Here is a 20880-nt window from a genome sequence, read left to right as displayed (position 1 = left end):
GATTCTTCGCGTAAGAGAGGGGTTAAGAGAACATGGGTTTAAAGTTTGATGCGTTTGGTATTTTCGTAAATGATCTGAAAGTTATGACCGAATTCTACAGAGATATCCTTGGAGTAGAAATTCAATGGGATGGAAATGGACCTCATGCTGAGTTTCTGCATGAAGGGATACGTTTCATGATGTATGAGAGAAAAGAGTTGCCAGGATATCTAGGGACAGAAGTGTCTTATCCAAATGGCATTAATGGCACATTTGAATTGGCAATTGATTTGCCTGAGTTTTCGGATGTAGATATAGAATTCAAGAGAGTTGTCGATTCTGGTGCTACGCCAGTTCTTTATCCAAGAACAGAACCATGGGGGATGCGGTCTTCATTTATACTTGATCCAGAAGGAAATCTGATTGAAATTGGTTCATGGGGGAAAGGCAAAAATAAATAGGTCCATTGTAAACAAAGTTTGCATGATTAATTAGCCGCGATTCAGATAACACAGAGTTCCCGTAACTTAGAGGATGATGAATGTGCTTGGGACGCTACAGGAACTCCTAAACGTTATCCGATACCGTACGCAAAAGCCGCGCGTCCATGCGCGGATTACGAATTACTGGTGATTGGTGCGCACTCGTAAGATGTTGTGCAGCAAAGATTGGTTGAAGTCGATAAGGAGGAAGAAATATTGTCCGAAAACGAAATGGATTTATCTTTTTCTATCGAAAAACGCAGTAATCTGCACCCCGACTGTGAAAATTGTTTTGGTTTATGCTGTGTTGCACTCTACTTTTCAGTTTCGGAAGGTTTCCCAATCGACAAAAACGCAGGTGAACCTTGCCCCAATCTGGAACAAGACTTTCGCTGTTGTATTCACAATAACCTATTGGAACATGGACTTAAAGGTTGCATTGCATTTGAGTGTTTTGGTGCGGGTCAGAAGGTTTCTAAAGTCAGTTTTGATGGGCGCGACTGGCGGAAAGCCCCAGAATCTTCTGAGCAAATGTTTAAGGTATTTCTTTTCATGAGACAACTTCATGAACTTCTTTGGTATCTGACAGAAGCGTTGACGCTACAACCAGCTAGCCCTATCCATGATGTGCTTAGTTCTATGCTTTATGAGACGGAACAAGTCACTTGCCTTAGACCTGATTTACTCATGCAATTAGATTTGGTAGCATACCGAGCAAAAGTTAATACCCTGCTTCTGAGGTCTAGCGAACTTGTAAGGAGTGAAGTTTTACACGGGTTGAAGACTCATCGCGGAAGCAAGAAGACCTTCGGCAGAGGAGCAGACCTTATTGCATGTGATCTTAGAAAAATCGACCTGAGAGGAGCTAACTTGAGGGGAGCATATCTTATTGCAGCAGACCTCAGGGGAGTAGACCTAAATGGTACTGATTTCATTGGAGCTGATTTCCGAGATATTGACATTAGAGGAGCAGATCTTAGCAAGAGCATCTTTCTTACCCAAGCTCAGCTTAATGTAGCGAAGGGGGATGTCAGTACAAAGTTACCCCCATTACTTATTCACCCTAAGCATTGGAGTGTTTCTACTTAAATGGTAAAGGGTAGATTTATGCGCGTTCTTATATGGCGTATTAATATTCGGAGGGTCAAGGGGCCGCCGTCCATGGCGGGCTCTGTATCTGGGGGCGTACGGCACAATTGGATACAAGGTCTAAATGACAGGATTAGGTACGTTCACCTGCATAATAACAATGGAAAACTTGACGATCACTTTGGCCTTTGGAAGGGTGAAATCGATATGTTAAATACGTTAGAGCTGTTAAAAGTACATTCACCAAAAGCACTCTGGACAATAGAAACCCTTTCTGCGGATATTAAACCGTCAATTGACTGGCTGGTGGATAACGGGTTTATAAAGGGTTAGCTTGTTTAAGTATTGCTTTGGGGGCGCCGCATCATATAAACCAGCTAATTGCTGTCAAGTAAAAGTTTTTCTGTAGTAATTGATAAGAGAAGTGGGTATAGCAAAGCTGGCCTACATGTTGTAAGCATGTAAAAAGGGGATGTGAATAAAAGGGATATCTAAGTCAACAGAGAATTGTTATTTAGAAGCTGAAAAAGGCTGTTGTGAGGAAAGGATTCCGTAGATCATTCTTAGCATTTTGTTAGCCGTGGCTATAATTGCGACTTTAACCGGCTTACCTTCATTGACTTTCCGGAGATAAAAGTCCCTGAGGATTGGATTTAAGGGACCGCTAGCCCTGTTACTGATCCCAGCCACAGTAGCTTGATAAATGGCCTTTCTAAGATAAGGTGACCCTCTCTTAGAGATCTTATTATTACTCGATTTAAACTTTCCTGATTCAAATACAGATGGATCAATGCCAGAAAAGGCGACCAGCTGTTTTGCACTCGGGAATCTTTTAATATCACCAATTTCAGCGAGGATGGTGGTGGCTGTATCCTCTCCGACTCCGGGGATAGAGCGTAGGAGAGGATATTCAGAGGAGAAGTTTACCCAATAGACCATTTGAGCCCGTATGTCAGTCAGAATATCTTGTTGGGATATGAGGAGCTCAATGTACATCCTTAAAACCCGTATATTTGACTGTTGGGCCCGGTTAAAAGGCAAACTTTCCTTGGCAGCCAAAATAAGTTTATCTGTTTTAAGTTCGCTCCAGTCTCTTGATTTCTTTGCAGGCTTAAGGCACTCAATGATCTGCTCACGGTTGGCAGATAAAATAGCCTTTGGCGAAGAAAAAGTAGAAAGGACCTTTAAAGCAGTAGGACTACATAAGTGAGCAAACACTGATTCAAACTTAGGAAATATAAGATCTAAAACAGAGCGAAACCTAAGTTGAGTTTCAGTATAAAGCGTATTAAAGCTATCATATTGCCGACAGAGGTTTTGCAATTCCAAGATGTGATCCTCAACAGGTTTGGCTTCAATAAATTCATTCAAATAGCAAACCTAAGCAATCCGATTCGCATCAATGGGGTCAGTCTTAACCTTGCGGACGGATTTCTTTTCAGCATGAGTTTGGAGAGGATTAAGAACAATTACTTTATAACCTGCATCTTGAAAGTAAGTTGTAATGGGCTTGGAGTAATTACCCGTCGCTTCCATAACTACATGAGGGCGTTTGCCAGTTTCACTTTCAAGTTTAAGAAGTATATCAGTTAATCTGGACATATCACTCGGAGAATGCAAGAAGGGAAAGGGTTTGGAAACAGACTCTTGATATCCTTTAAACAAAGCAGCTACACTCTTAGACTTAGAAATATCAATACTTAACACAGGAACATCGATCATGAAAAACCTCCTCTTTCACCGGGTTCCATCTTTAACAACCACCTTTAGGTTCGCATTGTGATACGGGCTCAAAGCCCAACCAGCTCAATCAAAGTATTGGTGCCAAAGAGAGTATAAACAGTTTATGTGACGGGATCCAGGTCCCAACAGAGTATACGTTCTTACCCAGTTTTCTTTCAGTATAAGGGAATATAAAAGAAAAAGGTCCATACCCAGATTGAACTGGTTATGAACCTATAATACGAACAGCGTATTACCGACACTTAGAAAAGATGGATGTGGTTAGGACGCGTCGGCAATACGCGGAACGTTAGGTGAAATAGGCTGATTATACTGCAAAAGGACGAAGATTTAGCATGAAATTATTTAAGTTGCTAATAGCCATAATTTCAGTGTCATTGCTCGTAAATGGATGTGCGAAAGATACAGACCATATATTAAATTTGGAGTTTAAGCCAATCGATATGAAATCTGAAATTACCATAATATCTGAACAAGCTATTGGCGAAATATCAAGTGAGCTGTTAGCAGATGATGCTTTAGCATTCCTTTATAAACCAAAAACAAATCAAGAAGAGTTTAATGGGGGCATTAAAATAAAGGATAGATATTATGATGTGGGTCAGATCTCTGTTTATCAAATAGGAAATGAAATTGAAGTAAAGGATCTGTTTGGGAAGAAGGTAATTAAGTTTAATGGTTCCCTTGGAGTAAATTACCGTCAAGCTATTTATATTTTGATTGAAGATCTTAAGCCAAGTGTATTACTTCAAGTCGATGGACATGTATTAGAAAAGGATATTGATATGGATAACGAACAAGAAGTAGTCTCAACGTGGGGGACTTTAGCAAACACGAAGATATATAAAAATATAGGAAATATTATTATGGTCTCAGATGTAAACGAATCTGTTAATGCACAAGTCGTAGTATACAGAAACGACTCTAACGTATTTGAAATTTATCAAAGGCCGAATGAGCCAAGGTATTATACACTTTCAAATCAAATTCTTACGGAAGTACAAAAGCCTTGAGATGCCTACTTCACCTAACAGAGGAGTCCCGCAACTAGAGGATGATGAATGTGGTTGGGAGGCTGCGGGACTCCTCGGGACGTTATGTGAAAGACCATGAGCGGATTGGGAAAAAGCGAATTATTATTTGGGTTATTATACGTTTGTAGGAGTCTGCGAGATAGACTTGAAAGGGAGAGTGATCTCAATGAGAATAGTAATCCAATTTTGCGTAAATGCAGATATATTTGATTGTCCGGTGGATATCTCTGACAACTTAATAGAATATCGAAATAAATTTATAGATTGGCTATATGATAATCAAAACAACCATTCATATTGGATTTATAAAAATGGAGAAAAGTATGGTTGTAGTTATCGTTCGGAAGCATTTGTCGAATGGTTAAACAAATTTGTTTTGTCTAATTCAATAATCAAAGCAAAGGTATTAGAAAGCAATGTTGAGAATTGGGATAATAGTCTTCTATCTACTGGATTTTAAATATCACACAAGAAGTTTATATTGTTGCGCAAACGTTATATTTAATCATTAATTTTGTTCTAGGGGGACGATTTAAGGGATTCCCTTTCGTAGTCGTCTCTGAATCTGGGCGCATGGTCCATCACATAACACGGCATTCCCGCCACTAGAGGATGATGGATGTGGTTGGGACGCTTCGGCAATTCGCGGGACGTTATATGCAATACCACAATTGCCACGCATCCATGCGTGGGTTATGGAGATTATTTTAGCAGTTTATGTAATTGTATATATTTATAACATAAGGATAGGCAAAAATTTGTAAAGCGATATTTATCGTAAATATTAATATTTCGGGGTGATGCTAGATGAAGCGAATCCTAATTTTTCTCCTTGTACTCTCCATACTTTTTGCTAGCGGATGCCTACACGATTCTACATTGAATCCGGGAAAGACACCCAGTGACAGTACAGTTGCGGAGAATACCGCCAAAGTAAATGCCAGCTTGTCAAAAGGCAGTGCGTCTGAATCCAAGGATAGTGGAGATAAGGACGACGTTATGCCCAATATGTCTGAAGAGCGCATAAATGCGCCGGACGCCAATGCCGGTTTGTCCGGAGATGACAGGGCCGCGCTCAAAGACGGCGCAGTTTGGGTGAAATACTTCAATACTTTTCTCCCGGTTTCGCGTATAGTGGATGGCCAGCAACAGCTGTTGAACAAAGAACCGGAGTGGTACTTTGAAATTCAAAAACGTCTTGGCGCGAATTATGAGCCAAACAAAGCAGTTATCTTCGATGCTCGCAAAATATATATCGGCTCAAAGGATAATATCTATGACAATCCTCTTTCTGAGGGCGCGTGGCTTTACAACCCATTAGGAGCATCAGGAGATGTGATAGCCATGTCGGGAGATTGGGAACCATTTGTCATAAAAGTGAGGTATGAGTGCTATTCGCTCGAATCACAGCCTGGTAATCAGTCTTGGGAGAACTATTTCAACGCCAAAATTAAAGAAGTATCCACTACCACTCCACTTATCATCAAGAATGCGTGGTTATTTGATATAGACGGCGACGGCAGGGAGGAAAGTATCGTCAACGCTAGCAACACAGTCTTTTCGAGCGGGCTTGAGCAGTCCCCCCCAGCCAGGAAGGATACCGCCATTTATACCCTGACGGCGTACTTTAATAGTGACGGAACCGCTATTGACATGGGCGGGCATGTCTCGGCAAGTGTTTCCAGTGAGCCTGTCAACTCGCAAAACAATATCCATGAAAGCTATACGTTTGATGAAAACAACCCGAAATATATAGAACAGTTTATCGCCGCTTATCAATATGACCGGAATGGCAACGTTGCAGTCTGCCCAATTTTCAATTACGGAGAATATAGCCGTTTGCCGGAAAAAAACATCCTCATCGCAGATATCGATGGCGACGGCAGGGTGGAGCTTCTGGCAATGTTTCCTCTCATCTATGCACCTATTACTGTGTACCAATTTAATGAGAACTGGCAGCCGTGCGTGCAATTTGCAATCTACACTCCCGCATAACCAAATTTCAATTTGCCGGAGGTTGTGAGCACATAATTTAATCATGGGTTGCATTGAATACGGAGAGTTCAAGGGGCGTCGTCCATGGCGGGATTAAACGGGAGTAATAATATACATCTTATTTGTATCATCAGCAGAACGTTTTGCATCATGCTCTTAATTGCTAAATACCGCGACCTGTTACTTAGATGTTTACTTTTTAATAGCATATATCTGGGAATTGTTGGAGAATAGTTTGCAGCTTGAAAATTAGTGATTGGAAAGGTTAGGGGGTGAATTTTTTGGAAGTCATACTAATTTACTTCCCATTAATTATCCTGTTCATAATCTATTATAAGGTGTTTAGAATTGCTTCGGACATAAAAGCAATTAAAGAAATACTCAAGGGCAATATTAAGAATGACCTATAGGCTTAGGAGAAAAGAACTTAGAATCTGATTGATTATGAGGAATTAAATCAGTTTTTTCCTTTGACAAAATAATAACCCCTACGATCATTAAAAATTTTGTTTTGGATTAGACTTGGAAGTTCAAAAATAGTTGGGTTTACTTTTATTCTATCTAGTAGTGCCACAGCTAGATATAGTGGAGATCGGGAGGAATTCTTGTTAGGCTACCGACACTTTTTATTCGTTCATTTATAGTACGACTTCAGTGTGAGCTTGTTATAATAATGCTCAAAATAAATGAAACATTAGTTTTAATTCAAGCTGAAGAGAAGAGAAATTTAAATATCAACAAGGGTGATGAAATCGAGGCCGAATTATCTGGAGGCACGCCGTCCATGGCGGGCTTTAGACGAGAGCTTTATTTCGTAATTGTAGGAAAATGTGAACTAAAATATGGGGGGATGGCTTTGAGGAAGTACATAGAATATATAGGTGTCTTGGTTATTTTCATAGTTTTACTTATAGCATCTAACGGGTTAAATCAATATATGAGAGCTTTAACAGATTCAACTTTTAATTATGCTTTGAATATTCCAGTCCAAATCATAGCGTCTTTCATTTTTGGTGTATTTATTGGAAGTTTACACTTTATAAATGAATATAAAAAAGTTGGTTCTTGGAAAGTAAATAAGGAAAGGTTATTGGTTCTGGGCTTACCGTTATTTATAACTTTAGTTATTGTCAATAGTCATTATCTGGGTATAACTTGGCCCCAACTAATCGTTAGCTTTAGCTTTTTTCTCTTAGTTGGTAATGGGATAAAATATGTTGCAGTTTTTCTAGGATACGTAGTAATTTCTTCATTTACAAAAAAGTATAGTAAAAGTATAGCAATAGTAGAGGAAGAAATAGAAGCAAAAGAGAATCAAACCACTCCTTAAAACTTTTAAGCCTTATGACATTTTATTAGACAATAAGTGTTGGTAGTATTATGTCCAACATTAGGATTATAGCGGAACAGCACGGAGGCTATTCCCTATAAATGATGCGCGTATAAGATTGTAGGGAACACCCTCTGTGGCGTCTGCCCTGTCTATATAGCACATTCTTCTTATAGTGCAACAACTGGAACTACCTGGGGGAGTGCCGTCCATGGCGCTCAGGCTTTGTGGGGCAGGAAACGTCATATAACAGTGGATCCCGCAACTAGAGGATGATGAATGTGGTTGGGACGCTGCGGGACTCCTCGGGACGTTATATACATTTTCTGCAGGACCGCTCGCCGTCCATGGCGGGATTTAGACGATAGATTTATTTCATACTTGTAAAATAATGTGAATCAAGTTATTTATACAACCTTTTAAAGCTGTTTGCCTATGCAGACAGCTTTAAAAAATGAATTATTGTGTAACGAAATACTGATTTACCGGATATATGTTGTAAAGGAAGTGATATTGCATGCTTGACATGGATGATATTTATAAGGAATATGCAGAGATTGTTTTCAAATTTTTGATGAGTATTTGAAATGATGAGGATACTGCGAGAGAGCTCACGCAAGAAACCTTTTACCGTGCAATAAAATCAGCTAATCGATATGACGGCACCTCTAAAGTTTCGACATGGCTTTAACTAACAGTATCAGTATTGAACAAAGGGCTGAGGGCGGCGGACAAATCAAGGCACACCGCCTTGATCCAATTAGTACTGTGGCTATTGTAGAGCAATCATAAAATCGTTCTATTGGCAAGCAAAAAGAAATTCTGTATGTACTAGACCACGGCAACTAAATAAGTGTGGCTCAACAAACAGGAAATGTGCTCCATATTTTCGAAGGTTGAACTGAATGCCTAATATTCAAATAAAATGAGTAAAGTAAAATATAGGTTTTTAGGTGAGAAATTTAGAATACTTTGGCTCTTGTGAAGGAGTTTGTTGAAGAATATAGAATATGGAATTTTATTCACCAAATAAAGAGATAGGCACTGGCAATTGAGTCAAAGTTCAATGAAATAGTTAGCAAAGGCAGCGTCATCCTGGCGCGGATAGTATTGGTTGGCTAATGATAAGGGCATTTGAGGTAATAAAGGGAGGGCATAAAATGAACAACATAGAGGGATTTAATGTCGACTTGGATCAGTGGATTGTTAAGAAGTTGTATAGTCTTATAGAATTAGATGAGGAGGTAAGAAAACGTGGCGAACCGGCAAGTCGTCCATATGTTTTAGAGGGACAATCTGAAGATGAAAAGTTGACCACATTTTCAATTGAAGAAAAATATCGTGATGCAGTTGATGCGGCGATAAATTATTCAATTGATCAATCGTCTAAACAAAAATGTATCATCCTTTTTTTTGATGGATATATAAGGTTAAAAGGGGTTCGTCGAGATGCATTCCTGTATCAGGTTTATAGCAAGGATAGAAAATGGCTTCAATTTGCACAGGCTTATCGACCAAAAGGATTATTTAGACAATATAAGAGGATAGGAGATCTGGTGTTTGTCGGTGAGGTAGAAAACCCTGGCAGATAGAACTTCAACTTTTCTTCTCGAGTCACTCATTCTGACTTGGATAACTATGTAAAGATAGTTAAAGGTGAGGGTCTCAAAAAAGGATATTTAGGTGATGGTGTTGACCATATTAGATTATGTAGAAAACTAAACGACAAAGGGCATTATCACCGAAATTCAGTTTTCGTGTTGATAATGCCCTTTATGTTTTGGACACGTGTTCTCTTCATTAGAACAATACATCAGGCTTACTGCCGAGACTGGGATTCACGGATAACAAGAGTCGCTATTTCCGGAGGTAGTTGAGCCACAGTGGCTCATCTTAGACCAGATTATTCAAGATATAATGAGAAATATAAAGTTAAGTTAATTCGCACTCATTTTAAATAGCGTATTAAAAGGTAACGGCGTTCAAGGGGCCGCCGTCCATGGCGGGATTCAGACGAGAGCTTTAGTTCGCACATGTAGGAAATGCCCATTTAGGTTTACAAATATGGTGACTATAAATCTAAATGCCAGTAATGATTGATAATAAAGGAGGCGCATAGTGAAAAAGAATGCAGTTTTAGTTTTAACAAGAACTCTTTACGCCATATTTATAGTCGGAACTATAATTTCCCTTTTTATTGTTTATAAAGATATAAATAGTAGCATTACTTTTAAATTCTTGATGGGATATTTATTCTTTACTTTTTTCATGTTATTATATGTTCCTTTCGTTACTATTTTAAATTCAAGAAGGCTAAAATGGATAGAAATAAGAAGTAGACTATTCAAGTTTATTGCCTTGTTTGCCCTATTTGGAGCTGTTAATTATTGTTTTGATTATGTTTTTAGACCTTCAAATATAGATTTATTAAGAGCGTGTTCTATTTCTCTTGGTTTAGCTTTTAGCATCTCTTTTATAGATGTTACATTTCTAAAAAAGAAAGAAAAATAAAGTAGCATAAGACGCATTTTTCTTATAATGTGTAACAGCTGGAACTACCTAGGGCGCGACGTCGAGCTCTGAATTCATAGGGCAGGAAACGTCTTATAACACGTCCATTCCTGTAACTTAGCAAATAAGAATGTAATATGACGCTGCGGGAATGCCGAAAACGTTATACGACAGGCTAAGATTTTAATAAAGTTCCAAGATAGCTTTTGGGAGTAAAGGGGTGAGTTGATGGAGGCTTTCGCTAAACCAGCGGTAGCGGGAATAATCGAGAAAGAAATCGATGAAAAATCCTATATACTAATTCAAAACCGTTGTAAAGAAAGTGCACCCAATGAAGAGGGATTAATAGAAATACCGGCTGGTAGGGTAAGAGAATATGAAAATGTTTATGATTGTCTTCGAAGAGAAATATATGAGGAGACGGGATTAGAAGTGACGAGCATTGTTGGAGAAGACGAGTCAACCGTTTTAGAGTTACACGGGCAAAGAATCGTGAACTATACTCCATTTGCAAGCTCTCAATGTATAGATGGGAATTATCCATTGATTGTGCAAGCATTCATTTGTCGGGTGAAAGGTGTCCCGTTGCATGAATCAGAAGAATCAAAGAATATAAGGTGGATTTCCATCAACGAACTTGGCAAACTGTTAACAATTGAACCAGAGAAGTTTTACCCAATGCAAGTGGCGACTATAAAGAAGTATCTTAGAAGTAAGATGATAATTTAGCGATTCTAAACCGCCCGTCGTATAACACAGAGTTCCCACAACTAGAGGATGATGCATGTTGTTGGGACGCTACAGTAATACCGGGCACGTTATCCGAAACCGTATGCGAAGAGCTGCGCGCCCATACGCGGATTACAAAGTGGTGGCTAGTACATTCTTGTAGGAAAATGTGAAGCAATCAATTAGATAAGTTTCTGTATAAGTGAGGAGCATTCCTGTAGTAGTCAAAAATGAGCTTTGTCAAAAAGAAGACCTCACGTTACAATTTGAAAGGACTGTTGGCCAACAGAATCCAATCAAAATAACGGAGGTCATCCCCAATGAATTTTACACAAAACGAGAAGCTAAAGCAACTATCTGAAAGAAGTATTGTGATCGGAGTGGACATCGCCAGCGAGCTTCATTATGCCAGGGCATTTGACTGGCGAGGAGTCGAGCTGGGCAAGGTCTTCAAGTTTGAAAACAACGCTGAAGGATTCAAGGATTTCCATGCATGGATTGAACGTTTAAAAAGGCAAGCACAAAAGGAATGCATAGTGGTAGGCGCAGAACCAACCGGTCATTACTGGTTTAGCCTGGCATCTTACCTAAAAGAGCAAAGTATTAAGCTGGTCCTCGTCAACCCATTCCATGTAAAGCGTAGTAAGGAGCTTGATGACAACCACCCCAGCAAAACGGATGCAAAGGACCCCAAAACCATCGCTAAGCTGGTCATCGAGGGCAGATACAATGAGCCCTATATCCCGGAGGGGATCTATGCAGAACTGCGAATAGCAATGGCCTGCAGGATGCGCATCCAAAAGGGAATGAACAGTATAAAAAATCGTGTTCAACGGTGGCTGAAAATCTACTTTCCCGAGCATGAAACGGTGTTTGGAAAGTTTGATGCCACGAGTAGCATGCTGGTATTGCAAGTTGCCCCGCTACCTAGGGATGTTGAAAGACTTGGAGCAGAAGGAATCAACCGAATTTGGAGAGACAACAAATTGAGAGCAGTGGGAATGAAAAGGGCTAAGAGCCTGTATGAAGCTGCTCAGAAGAGCATTGGTTGCACCGAAGGAGAGTCTTGTTCCCGAATGGAAATCCAGCTATTACTGCAAGACTATCATACTAAAACAGCACAATATGAGGCAGTCACTGAAACCATCGATGGGTTGTGCCGTCAGATACCCGAAGTAGCCAAGTTGCTTGAAATTAAAGGTGTTGGCCTCGTTACCGTGGCAGGTTTTCTCTCCGAAGTTGGAGATATTAGACGCTTTAATTCTCCAAAGCAAATTCAAAAGCTAGCGGGCCTAGCCTTGCGAGAAAGTAGCTCGGGCAAGCACAAGGGACAGACCACCATCAGTAAGCGAGGTCGAGCGCGGTTGAGGGCGATTCTATTTCAGGCAGTAATGCCGCTCGTCGCCAAAAACGCAGAGTTTGCAGAGATACACACCTACTATACGACCAGGCCCAAGAATCCCCTGAAGAAAAAGCAATCGTTAATAGCCTTAAGCTGTAAACTGATTCGGGTGTTCTATGCCCTATTAACAAAGGGTATAGACTATGACCCGAAAAAGCTGATTCAAGATATTCATCGTCCAGTTGAGTATTCAGCAGCGTAACAGAATAGCAGCGAAATCACAAAAACAAACGGTCTGTGAGTAAGCGTCACCGCAGAAGTGAACAATCCAGGTAGCCTAGCAGACAAAAGAGCTGGTAGTCAGTCGGATAAATCACCATTAGAGCAAAGACTCGGTTGAGGAGCATAACTGACACCCAATCATGGATAGGTGGAACGAAGGAATTTAGGGCGGATTTATCATCTTGACCCTGTTAGACATGGGAGGTTTACCACCGTGAGAATAATGGGTTTACAACGGCCAACATATGCTAAAAAAGCAGACGTTTGCTTTGCTATACCCAAATTCTCTGAATTAGGCATTCTATGCGAATTCTATCCGTGGTGAGTTAATTTGGTTCGTTAGAAATTCTATGAAAAAGCGAGATATTCAAAGAAAATCAAAAGATATTATAGGGAGGGGAATAAATGACATATGTTTATTTAATGAACAATCAGAAGCCGATAAATAATGATATAATCAATAGTCATGTAGAATATTTAAGAAAATTAAACTCACAAGGCAAGCTTGTGATCTGTGGCCCTTTTACGGATTATCCTGGAGGAATGGTTATTATTTTGGCAGAAGATTTTATTGAAGCAACAAACATTGCAAATTCTGACCCGTTTATTGCATCAGGGTGCAAATCTTTCGAACTCAGAACGCTTGAGGTGGCCAATGAAGAGAATAATTATTTGCTTTAACTAAGGGACATAGGCATAACCTTAGTTCACAACATTCTTAAATTACGTAGTAAAAGACACGGAGGTTCAAGGGGCCGCCGTCCATGGCGCCCTCTGAATTCGGGGGCGTACAGCATTGGATAACAGAGGGTTTGCGACATTGGGGTAGAACATTAAAGATAATAACCCGACGTTGCAAACCCTCAAAACGTAATGCGATATGGCACGAATTTAACATTTAATCACAGGTATAATATTCTGCGTGGGCAGTATATCTTTGCATTGAGATGATGATATTTGTTAAGTAACTAAGGTTGGAGGAGATTAAATGAAAAGTAATGCAGAACTCAAAACTTTAGCTCGGGAAAATTTAAAAGAGAAATGGCTTATAGCAATTATCGTCTCCGTTGTTGCCTGGATGTTAACCGATGCTTTCACAGGAAATAGCGGCAGAGAAACTGTTGAATATGTATGGCGTAATGGAGAGTTTGTAAAAACTGTAAATCACTCAAATGCTATGTTCTCTTTGATTGCATTCATTATTGGCGGGCCAATAAATTTTGGATTAGCGTCTTTCTTTTTGAAATTAGCAAGAGATCAAGAGTCTACATTTAGTGAATTATTTAGCGGTTTTCACTATTTTTTAAAAAATTTTGTAATGAACTTCTTTATTATACTTTTTACTACCCTCTGGTTTTTGCTTCTCATAATTCCAGGGATTATTGCTGTTTTAAGATATTCTATGGCCTATTACATAATGAATGATAACCCCGATCTTAAGCCATTGGAAGCTATAGACTTGAGCAAAAAAATGATGTATGGACATAAGGAGAGATTATTTTTCCTATGGTTAAGCTTTATAGGTTGGTTTTTACTTGGGATTTTCACACTTGGCATAGGTTTTCTCTATGCGATGCCTTATTATAATGCAACCTTAGCAAATTTCTATGAAGACGTAAAAGATAATGCTTATTAGGCAAGTTAATTCAATAGAAAATCTAGCTTTATCTACAATGCGGACGGAAAGCTTATTTTAGTTGTAATTTAGGAGTGTGCAGAGTAGCCTAAAAAAAGAAAAGGTGGGAGTTTACTATTGGAAAAGCGGTTAACCATTAAAGTATTTGAAGAAATTTTAAGTGTTTGTAGATTAGATAAAAGTGCTCGGGTGCCAGACTGGGCAGAAGGTGATTTTTTAACTATAACTAGAACTCCTGAAGAATTATCAATCGTTTGTTGTCAAAAAAACATCCCTGAAGATGTTAAGTGCGAACGAGGTTGGCGATATTTCAAAATTGATGAAGTATTAGATTTTTCTCTAGTAGGAATTCTCTCATTGCTAAGTGGAACATTGGCAAGTCAAGGCATCAGTATATTTGCGATTTCAACATATGACACCGATTATATATTGATTAAGGAAGAAGAATTGGATAGGGCAATTGAAGCATTAAGATTAGAGGGCCATCATGTATCCATAAATGGACAATAGTACGTATATCCTTTAAGTACTTGAATCAAAGAATAGAAAAGTACAGGTTTAATGGAGGGGTATTCTATTGTGCTTTATCTGGGGCGTCCGCATTGTAGACAACAGGTAATTGCCGACACTAGAGGATGATAAATGTGGTTGGGACGCTTCGTGAATGCCCAGTACGTTATGTAAATGGCATTTCGGAGTACTATTATGAGGTCATAAAATTAATTTCTTAGCTTTTATGGGTAGAGATAGAATAAAAGAGAGGGGAAACAATCAATGTCAAGAGCAAGGGTGTCTTTAATAGTCATTAGCTTCTTTGGTATTGTTTTGTTAATTGCTTTCACCAACCAGTATATAAAATATCAAAAATTATTTTTTGATTACAATAACCTCAGTGTAGAACATCAACAATTGAAAGAAGAATGGGAAATACTTACTAAAGGTAGTATTGCCACCAATGGGAAGGTAAGTGAGAGCGTTCAAGGGGAATACTCATTCATACAAAGGTATAGTGGTATGAAATATCCTGTTGCCAGTGGACTGAGACGCTATGTAGGAGAAGAACCTTTACGCATATATCCAAGCTCCAAAGCTCCTTTTGTTTATAAGGATTGGAACCCGGATGTTGTTGAATTGATCAATGAGGTTAGTACGCAAAATGAGGAAGGATACCATGAGGGAACCTGGTGTCTTGTTTTAGATAACGCTAGGGGCATCAGTGGATATGCAAACAGTACTGAACTAATAACAATTGATGAAAAAGACAAAAATTATACTCGTGATTATGGGAGCGGAATCGAAACCTTAAGAGGATTCAGAGTAGGTGACAGAATAGAAAAAATTATAGGTTTGCTTGATCGGGATTATTATCTTATTTATGAAAACGGCAGAATTTATGAATTCCCGGATAATCAGTCTAAAGACATAGTTATTGAGCCAATCGAAAGGCCATTCTCTGATATTCAAACTCTAGATGCTTTTGTAGAATATACCAACCATATCGGTCTTTTGAGGACGTCTTCTCCTGAGTTCCCCTTAAAAGATGGATATAAGGTTGGCGATAATGCTATCAAAGTATTGAACTATTATACATCGAAATATAAGTCGTTAGATAATCGGGAATTAGAATACCAGTATCCTGGCTACACATTTATCCTAGAAGAAGGGCATATGTTGGAGTTTTTTATAGATACTGAAGAATTGAATCAAAACAGCGTTATTAAGTCTATTTGGATTGATTAAAGAGTTAAAATAATTATATATAGAAGCATTTCTGTTGCAACAATGAAACTCTTTATGACAGAAGAGGAATTTTATACGTAGGTAATATCACCATTCAACTTTCCGTAAAATCAGCGATTAAAGATTGAAATCGAAGACCCTGCCTATAAAGGTATAACATTTTTAGCACTGGAATAATGGAGGATTGGGAATGTTCAAAGGGTTTTCGACTCATTTGAAAAGGCATAGGGTAAAACACCTTGCTTTCATATCATTAATCATGTTGGTAATTCTCGTCAAGGTAGTTCTGATCGATGTGGTTTATATTAGTAAACAATATGAAAAGAAAAGAATTATCACACCCTGGGGTGAAAAAATAAAATCGGGGAATCTATCTGTAGATTACTCTCTGGAACAGACATTGATAGATATTGAAAATCTCGGTTTAAACACTGTTAATGTACCGGTTCAAATTGATATTCCATCCTTGACAGCCAATACAGCGACATTAAATATAGAGAGCAAGAAGAAAGCAATTCAGCTCATCAAAAAGCTAAGGTATCAGGGGATTAATGTAATCTTAGAACCATACCCATACATTAGCAACGGAGAACTTTATGAAACACAATTAGATCCACAGGATAAAAATGAGTGGTTCAGGAATTGGAAAGAGGAAATACTCCACCCCATAATTCGGGATATCGCAAAACCTTACAAAGTTTACGCCTTATGTATAGGGTCAAATTTTGACAAGTTTGAAAAGGAATATGCGCTTTGGATTGATGTCGCAAATTTTGTGCGTGAAAACTATCGGGGAAGAATAACTTATAAAACGAATTGGTGGTATACAGCGGAATGGAACACAGAAAAAGACGGTCTCCATGACACTTATACTGCGAAGCTAAATAACCCTTTACTGGCAGAAGTGGATTTTATTTCGGTCGCAGCATACTTTGAACTCACCGATCAAGAAACGAATACTGTAGAGAGTCTGGTAAATTCGCTTTATAGTACCCAAATTCACTCTAGACATCAGAATGTTTATGAGGAATTAAAGAACTTATCTTCCGAATGGAATAAGCCAGTATTTTTTGGTGAATTAGGTTTTCCCAAAAGGAACAAGGCTGCGGTTCATCCATGGGATCCGGAGCCTTCTGCCATACCTAATGAACTGGAACAGGCGAATGGATTTCAAGCCTATAAAGAGGTGTTCGAAAAAGAAAGTTGGAACTTAGGTTTTTCAGTTTTCGCAATTGGTAAAAAGGATGAGTTTAAAAATTATTATCCAAGTCATCAGAGTATTAGAGTGATTAATAGTTGGTATAAATGAATATAACCATCCATGGCGGGATCGATAAGTGAATATTGGAAAACACTATTTAAAAAGATTTTGGAGAGAGCGATCATGATTGAAGGAATCAGCCATTTGACTTTCATAGTTAAAGATATTGAACGTGCATCAGAGTTTTTTCGATTTATCTTCGATGCTCAAGAGGTTTATTCTAGCGGTGAGGATGTGTATTCTTTATCAAGGGAAAAGTTCTTTTTGATGAACAGCCTATGGATATCAATAATGGAAGGGGAATCGTTATCTGAACGAACTTATAACCATGTTGCATTCAAGATCAATGATGATGAATTTAGCATTTTTGAATCAAGAATTCGAGCTTTGGGATTAGAAATAAAGAACCCTAGACCAAGGGTTAAGGGTGAAGGCCAATCGATATATTTTTATGATTATGATAATCACCTTTTTGAACTTCACACAGGTACTCTTTCCGATAGATTAGCTACATATAAAAGCATTGCTCAATAATTAGATAACATGCCACTAAGGGGGACAGTTTTTTATGTTAAAGCATATCGTGATGTGGAAGTTAAAAGAAGGTGAGCAGAAAGAGCAAAATGCACTCACTGTTAAAGAACTTCTGGAAGGTTTAGTCGGGAAGATTCCCGAACTGAAAAAAGCCGAGGTTGGAATCAACATCAATGGATCGGATACCGCTTATGATGTGGTGCTTTATTCGGAATTTGATGATGAAGCGGGCTTAGCCGCTTATCAAAGCCATCCTGAGCATGTGAAGGTAGGCGAGTTTATGAAAGAGATCAGGGAAAAGCGCACAGTGGTGGATTATATTCTGTAAAGTCAAAGAGACCTTAAAGAAAAAGGAGCATCGCCGACTACTCTACAAAAGTAGTCTTGGCGATGCTCTCTTTTATGTGCAACGCATGAAAGGTCTTAACCTAATGCTTCTTGCTTTTCTTTTTCGTCTTTTGCCTGATCGATGACACTCTGGAGTATTTCAACAGCTTTTTCCATTTCTATGCCTTTCACCTGTACGATTTCACTGGTTACAAGCTGAAAGGCTGTGTGTAGCATATTGTTGTCTTCCATACCCAGTTTTTGGAGATTGCCTTTTCTTGTTAGATCGCGTATGATTTCGCTCTCTTGATAGATATCTCCACTCTTCATCTTCTTCTTGTTGATATCACGGTAAAAACGGTTATTGCTTTCAAACATGATGGGGTCCGTATCTCCTTCAAAGAAAAAGCGCAGTACATCATCGATGACCTGGCTGTTGACCACTTGGCGTATACCTAAACCCTCAGCTTTGCCTACTGGAATCATAATTTCCATATTGACATGAGGAATGTTCAGGAGGTAATACTGCCCTTTAACACCTAAGACCTCTTTTTCTTCAATGGAATCGATTATTCCTGCTCCATACATGGGATATAGAACCTTATCGCCCACTTGAAACATCGAGTCACCCCCCAAAGAATTTCCTTAAAATAATTATAACACAAAAATCATTGGATGTAAAATTTATTATGATATCACAGCTATAATGCTATGTCAATACAATATTTTTATCTCTGTTGTCTGCTGCTAAGCTCCCAAGTAGATCGGTAAGCACCATCTGAGTAAAATATGCCTGGATGCCTGTTCTAAGGGAAGGAGATGGGTCATAGAATTTAACACTATGTGCAATCTCAAGACAAAGGAGTTTTATTCTATGGCCTGGATAAAAAAACTCAGTACCTCACAGCTACAAGAGATAAAGAAGGAGTCGGAAGTTCATAAGGTTGGTCCAATACTCACCCAAGAAGAGATGTATCTTTTTAATTGCGGTGAGTTTTATCATAGTTTCCGCAAGTTTGGCGCTCATTTTGTCAAACATGAGGGGCGATGGGGAACTCATTTTGCTTTATGGGCTCCCCAGGCTAAGAAGGTCTCTGTCGTAGGAGATTTCAACGGCTGGCGGGGAATGAACCATCCTATGGAAAAATGGGGGGATCACGGGATTTGGACATGCTTTATCCCTGGCCTGGAAGAAGGGGAGATTTACAAATATGAACTCCTCACCTCTTCAGAGGAAAGGGTGCTGAAGGCAGACCCTTATGCCTTTTTTTCGGAAGTACGGCCCCACACGGCTTCAGTCATCTACTCCCTGAAGGGTTATTCCTGGGGAGATCAGACCTGGCTGAATCAGCGCAAAACCAGGAATCAGAAAGTGTCCCCTTTATCCATCTACGAAATTCATCTGGGCTCATGGAAAAGAACAGAAGAAGGGCGGTTCCTTAATTATGCTCAGCTCACTCCGGAGCTGATCCGGTATGTAAAATCCATGGGCTATACTCATGTGGAGCTTCTGCCCCTGATGGAGCATCCTTACGACGGTTCCTGGGGCTATCAGGGAACGGGATTTTACTCCTGCACCAGCCGCTACGGCACTCCTCATGATCTTATGTTCCTGATCGACCAATGTCATCAAGCCGGAATCGGTGTGATTTTAGACTGGGTTCCGGGGCATTTCTGCAAGGATGCCCACGGTCTGGGCAATTTTGATGGAAGTCCCCTCTATGAGAAAGAAGTTCATGAGCATTGGGGGACTTATAAATTTGATTATTCCCGCTCGGAAGTCTGGAGCTTCCTCATATCCAATGCAGTTTTCTGGCTGGAAGTCTTTCATGTGGATGGTCTGCGGGTGGATGGGGTGAGCAGCATGCTTTATCTGGATTATGGGAAAGAAGGAGGGTCCTGGCAGGCCAATCTTTATGGAGGGCGGGAAAATCTGGAGGCCGTGGGCTTTTTAAAGCGGCTCAATGAAACGGTCAACCGTTTTTATCCCGAGGTATTGATGATAGCCGAAGAAGCTACGGATTGGCAGGGAGTGACCTGCCCTCTTGATCAAGAGGGGCTGGGGTTCACTTTCAAATGGAATATGGGCTGGATGAATGATACCCTCCGCTATATAAATTTGGACTTTCATGAGCGCAGGTCCTTCCATCAGCTCTTAACCTTTCCCATGATGTATGCCTATACCGAAAACTTTATTCTCCCTTTATCCCATGACGAGGTGGTCCATGGCAAGAAATCTCTATTGGATAAGATGCCGGGAGATTATGAACAGAAGTTCGCAGGCTTAAGGGGCTTATACACCTATTTCATCACCTCCCCCGGTAAAAAGCTGCTCTTTATGGGGGGCGAGATGGCTCAGTTCATCGAGTGGCGGGAAGATCGGGAACTAGACTGGTTTCTCATGGATTATGAGACGCATAGAAAGTACCATTTCTTCGTTCAGCAATTAAATGCACTGTATTTGCAAGAAAAGGCTTTATGGGAAATTGATCAGGATTGGTCCGGATTTGAATGGATCGATGTCCATAACCATGAACAGGGGATTATTGTGTTTTGCCGCAAGGGAAAGTCCTCTGAGGACAGGCTGGTGGTTCTGATTAATTTTCAACCCTATGGCTATGGAAGGCATCGGATCGGAGTGGAAAAGGCTCTGGGCTATCGGGAAATACTGAACACCGACTCAGCTGACTTCGGTGGAGGGGATAGGACTAATCCTGGGCTATTAAAAGTAGAGAGAGTCCCATGGCACGGCCGGGAATTCTCCCTGGAAATTCAGGTTCCCCCCCTGGGTGCCATGATATTAAAGCCCGAACTTGCATAAATATTGGTATGAGGAATAGATATTGTAATACGTCGGTTTTGAAGG

19 protein-coding genes and 2 pseudogenes are annotated in these 20880 nt (G+C 39.7%); 19 read left to right on the top strand and 2 right to left on the bottom strand.

Features of this window, described 5'->3' with window-relative positions:
• The first annotated feature begins 32 nt into the window (after positions 1-32).
• The gene (locus DESDE_RS12995) at positions 33-440 is read left to right on the top strand and encodes a VOC family protein (RefSeq protein WP_014794471.1); all 408 of its coding nucleotides are present in this window, start codon (positions 33-35) and stop codon (positions 438-440) included.
• 237 nt (positions 441-677) lie between these two features.
• Positions 678-1550: a pentapeptide repeat-containing protein gene (locus DESDE_RS12990; RefSeq protein ID WP_014794470.1), complete on the top strand. Its 873-nt coding sequence runs from the start codon at positions 678-680 to the stop codon at positions 1548-1550.
• 510 nt (positions 1551-2060) lie between these two features.
• Here the strand turns inward: DESDE_RS12990 and DESDE_RS12980 are convergent.
• Positions 2061-3272, bottom strand: a pseudogene (locus DESDE_RS12980) (IS110 family RNA-guided transposase).
• 356 nt (positions 3273-3628) lie between these two features.
• On the opposite strand from DESDE_RS12980, the gene DESDE_RS12975 reads away from it, so the two are divergent.
• From DESDE_RS12975 to DESDE_RS12905, 16 genes and pseudogenes are all read left to right on the top strand, one after another.
• Positions 3629-4306: a hypothetical protein gene (locus tag DESDE_RS12975; RefSeq protein WP_014794469.1), complete on the top strand. Its 678-nt coding sequence runs from the start codon at positions 3629-3631 to the stop codon at positions 4304-4306.
• Positions 4307-4493: 187 nt separating this feature from the next.
• Entirely contained in the window at positions 4494-4787 is a 294-nt protein-coding gene (locus DESDE_RS12970) for a hypothetical protein (protein ID WP_014794467.1), read from the top strand.
• Positions 4788-5206: 419 nt separating this feature from the next.
• The gene (locus DESDE_RS12965; RefSeq protein WP_242831248.1) at positions 5207-6322 is read left to right on the top strand and encodes a hypothetical protein; all 1116 of its coding nucleotides are present in this window, start codon (positions 5207-5209) and stop codon (positions 6320-6322) included.
• 673 nt (positions 6323-6995) lie between these two features.
• Complete coding sequence (locus DESDE_RS12960) at positions 6996-7652, top strand: hypothetical protein (protein WP_014794465.1); 657 nt, start codon at positions 6996-6998, stop codon at positions 7650-7652.
• Positions 7653-8253: 601 nt separating this feature from the next.
• Positions 8254-8343 (top strand): annotated as a pseudogene (locus DESDE_RS23015) (sigma factor); the annotation flags it as partial.
• 469 nt (positions 8344-8812) lie between these two features.
• Positions 8813-9244, top strand: a complete 432-nt coding sequence (locus DESDE_RS12955; protein WP_014794464.1) for a hypothetical protein — start codon at positions 8813-8815, stop codon at positions 9242-9244.
• 526 nt (positions 9245-9770) lie between these two features.
• A complete protein-coding gene (locus DESDE_RS12950) occupies positions 9771-10163 on the top strand; it encodes a hypothetical protein (protein WP_014794463.1) in 393 nt (130 codons plus the stop codon).
• Between the two features lie 228 nt (positions 10164-10391).
• Positions 10392-10892, top strand: a complete 501-nt coding sequence (locus DESDE_RS12945) for an NUDIX hydrolase (protein WP_014794462.1) — start codon at positions 10392-10394, stop codon at positions 10890-10892.
• A 320-nt stretch (positions 10893-11212) separates the two neighbouring features.
• Positions 11213-12496 carry an IS110 family RNA-guided transposase gene (locus DESDE_RS12940; protein ID WP_014794461.1) on the top strand — a complete coding sequence of 428 codons (1284 nt, stop codon included), beginning with the start codon at positions 11213-11215 and terminating at the stop codon, positions 12494-12496.
• A gap of 425 nt (positions 12497-12921) precedes the next feature.
• Positions 12922-13197: a YciI family protein gene (locus tag DESDE_RS12935; protein WP_014794460.1), complete on the top strand. Its 276-nt coding sequence runs from the start codon at positions 12922-12924 to the stop codon at positions 13195-13197.
• A gap of 307 nt (positions 13198-13504) precedes the next feature.
• Entirely contained in the window at positions 13505-14152 is a 648-nt protein-coding gene (locus tag DESDE_RS12930) for a DUF975 family protein (protein ID WP_014794459.1), read from the top strand.
• Between the two features lie 117 nt (positions 14153-14269).
• Entirely contained in the window at positions 14270-14662 is a 393-nt protein-coding gene (locus DESDE_RS12925) for an ACT domain-containing protein (RefSeq protein ID WP_014794458.1), read from the top strand.
• Between the two features lie 264 nt (positions 14663-14926).
• Entirely contained in the window at positions 14927-15892 is a 966-nt protein-coding gene (locus tag DESDE_RS12920; RefSeq protein ID WP_014794457.1) for a hypothetical protein, read from the top strand.
• A gap of 190 nt (positions 15893-16082) precedes the next feature.
• The gene (locus DESDE_RS12915; protein WP_014794456.1) at positions 16083-17201 is read left to right on the top strand and encodes a glycoside hydrolase family 113; all 1119 of its coding nucleotides are present in this window, start codon (positions 16083-16085) and stop codon (positions 17199-17201) included.
• A 75-nt stretch (positions 17202-17276) separates the two neighbouring features.
• Complete coding sequence (gene fosX / locus DESDE_RS12910; RefSeq protein ID WP_014794455.1) at positions 17277-17687, top strand: FosX/FosE/FosI family fosfomycin resistance hydrolase; 411 nt, start codon at positions 17277-17279, stop codon at positions 17685-17687.
• A gap of 34 nt (positions 17688-17721) precedes the next feature.
• A complete protein-coding gene (locus tag DESDE_RS12905; RefSeq protein ID WP_014794454.1) occupies positions 17722-18015 on the top strand; it encodes a Dabb family protein in 294 nt (97 codons plus the stop codon).
• A gap of 95 nt (positions 18016-18110) precedes the next feature.
• On the opposite strand, the gene DESDE_RS12900 is transcribed toward DESDE_RS12905, so the two are convergent.
• On the bottom strand, positions 18111-18635 hold the full coding sequence (locus DESDE_RS12900) for a CarD family transcriptional regulator (protein WP_014794453.1): 525 nt from the start codon (positions 18633-18635) through the stop codon (positions 18111-18113).
• A 253-nt stretch (positions 18636-18888) separates the two neighbouring features.
• Here DESDE_RS12900 and glgB point away from each other — a divergent pair, with 253 nt between their 5' ends.
• Positions 18889-20835: a 1,4-alpha-glucan branching protein GlgB gene (gene glgB / locus DESDE_RS12895; protein ID WP_014794452.1), complete on the top strand. Its 1947-nt coding sequence runs from the start codon at positions 18889-18891 to the stop codon at positions 20833-20835.
• Positions 20836-20880 lie beyond the last annotated feature (45 nt).

This window comes from Desulfitobacterium dehalogenans ATCC 51507, from assembly GCF_000243155.2.
Lineage (GTDB): Bacteria > Bacillota > Desulfitobacteriia > Desulfitobacteriales > Desulfitobacteriaceae > Desulfitobacterium > Desulfitobacterium dehalogenans.
The sequence above is the reverse complement of the archived record's forward strand: the minus strand, read 5'-3'. Positions and strand labels throughout refer to the sequence as shown.

What these genes read in the sequence shown, in the direction of transcription:
- DESDE_RS12975 (WP_014794469.1), top strand. Translation starts at nt 3,629, where the DNA reads ATGAAATTATTTAAGTTGCTAATAGCCATAATTTCAGTGTCATTGCTC.
- DESDE_RS12970 (WP_014794467.1), top strand. Translation starts at nt 4,494, where the DNA reads ATGAGAATAGTAATCCAATTTTGCGTAAATGCAGATATATTTGATTGT.
- DESDE_RS12905 (WP_014794454.1), top strand. Translation starts at nt 17,722, where the DNA reads ATGTTAAAGCATATCGTGATGTGGAAGTTAAAAGAAGGTGAGCAGAAA.
- DESDE_RS12995 (WP_014794471.1), top strand. Translation starts at nt 33, where the DNA reads ATGGGTTTAAAGTTTGATGCGTTTGGTATTTTCGTAAATGATCTGAAA.
- fosX (WP_014794455.1), top strand. Translation starts at nt 17,277, where the DNA reads ATGATTGAAGGAATCAGCCATTTGACTTTCATAGTTAAAGATATTGAA.
- DESDE_RS12930 (WP_014794459.1), top strand. Translation starts at nt 13,505, where the DNA reads ATGAAAAGTAATGCAGAACTCAAAACTTTAGCTCGGGAAAATTTAAAA.
- DESDE_RS12960 (WP_014794465.1), top strand. Translation starts at nt 6,996, where the DNA reads ATGCTCAAAATAAATGAAACATTAGTTTTAATTCAAGCTGAAGAGAAG.
- DESDE_RS12945 (WP_014794462.1), top strand. Translation starts at nt 10,392, where the DNA reads ATGGAGGCTTTCGCTAAACCAGCGGTAGCGGGAATAATCGAGAAAGAA.
- DESDE_RS12940 (WP_014794461.1), top strand. Translation starts at nt 11,213, where the DNA reads ATGAATTTTACACAAAACGAGAAGCTAAAGCAACTATCTGAAAGAAGT.
- DESDE_RS12935 (WP_014794460.1), top strand. Translation starts at nt 12,922, where the DNA reads ATGACATATGTTTATTTAATGAACAATCAGAAGCCGATAAATAATGAT.
- DESDE_RS12920 (WP_014794457.1), top strand. Translation starts at nt 14,927, where the DNA reads ATGTCAAGAGCAAGGGTGTCTTTAATAGTCATTAGCTTCTTTGGTATT.
- DESDE_RS12915 (WP_014794456.1), top strand. Translation starts at nt 16,083, where the DNA reads ATGTTCAAAGGGTTTTCGACTCATTTGAAAAGGCATAGGGTAAAACAC.
- DESDE_RS12955 (WP_014794464.1), top strand. Translation starts at nt 8,813, where the DNA reads ATGAACAACATAGAGGGATTTAATGTCGACTTGGATCAGTGGATTGTT.
- glgB (WP_014794452.1), top strand. Translation starts at nt 18,889, where the DNA reads ATGGCCTGGATAAAAAAACTCAGTACCTCACAGCTACAAGAGATAAAG.
- DESDE_RS12900 (WP_014794453.1), bottom strand. Translation starts at nt 18,635, where the DNA reads ATGTTTCAAGTGGGCGATAAGGTTCTATATCCCATGTATGGAGCAGGA.